Here is a 1,043-nt window from a genome sequence, read left to right as displayed (position 1 = left end):
GTGACGTCGTGGCCGTGCTCCTCCAACAGCAGCTGGAGGAACACGAGGTTCCAGGTGTGCGAGTCGGAGGACACGGTGCACAGCAGCACGCGCCGTCCCTTGTCACGCAGGTGGTCGAGCACGGGCCCTCCTCGTTCCACGGCGGATGAGTTGCTACAGCGGGATGTTGCCGTGCGCGCCGCGGCCGGCCGGGGCGGCCGCGAGGGCCTGCGCCAGCTTGCGCCGCGTCTTGGTCGGTTCGACGACCTCGTCCACGACGCCGATCGCGATCGCGCGCTCGACCCCGCCCGCGATCCGCTCGTGCTCCTCGACCAGCCGGGCGTGCAGCGCCTCCCGCTCCTCGTCGGGCACCGCGGCCAGCTTCTTGCGGTGCAGGATGCCCACCGCCGCCTTCGCGCCCATCACCGCGACCTCCGCGATCGGCCACGCGAACACCGCCGTCGCGCCCAACGACCGCGAGTTCATCGCGATGTAGGCCCCGCCGTAGGACTTGCGCGTCACCAACGTCACCCGCGGCACCACCGCCTCACCGAACGCGTGCAGCAACTTCGCACCCCGCCGCACCACGCCGTCCCACTCCTGACCCACACCCGGCAGGTACCCCGGCACGTCCACCAGCACCAGCAGCGGCACCCCGAACGCGTCGCACATCCGCACGAACCGCGCCGCCTTCTCCGCCGACAACGAGTCCAGACAGCCGCCCTTGCGGATCGGGTTGTTCGCGATCACCCCCACCGTGCGCCCGCCCAGCCGGCCCAGGCCGACCACGACGTTGGGCGCCCACCTGGCCTGCAGCTCCTCGAACGAACCCTCGTCCAGGATCGCCCGCACCAACGGCTTGACGTCGTAGGCCCGCTGCGGCTGCTCCGGCAACAACGCCCGCAGGTCCTCACCGTCGGGCACCGACCCCAGGTCGAACACACCCGGCTGCGCGAACAACCCCGTGATCCGCCGCGCCCGCCCGTAGGCGTCCGCCTCGCTGTCCGCGATCACGTGCACCACACCGGACTTGCGGCCGTGCGCCTCCGCACCACCCAACCCGT

General features: G+C 71.9%; 1 protein-coding gene. It reads right to left on the bottom strand.

Features of this window, described 5'->3' with window-relative positions; translation table 11 throughout:
• Positions 1 to 153: 153 nt before the first annotated feature.
• A partial coding sequence (locus AB0G02_RS42040) for a carboxyl transferase domain-containing protein (protein ID WP_360806723.1) occupies positions 154 to 1,043 on the bottom strand: 890 nt, incomplete at its 5' end.

Origin of the sequence: Actinosynnema sp. NPDC023658 (assembly GCF_040639995.1) — a bacterium.
GTDB lineage: Bacteria > Actinomycetota > Actinomycetes > Mycobacteriales > Pseudonocardiaceae > Actinosynnema.
This window is presented reverse-complemented; position numbering and strand designations above follow the sequence as displayed.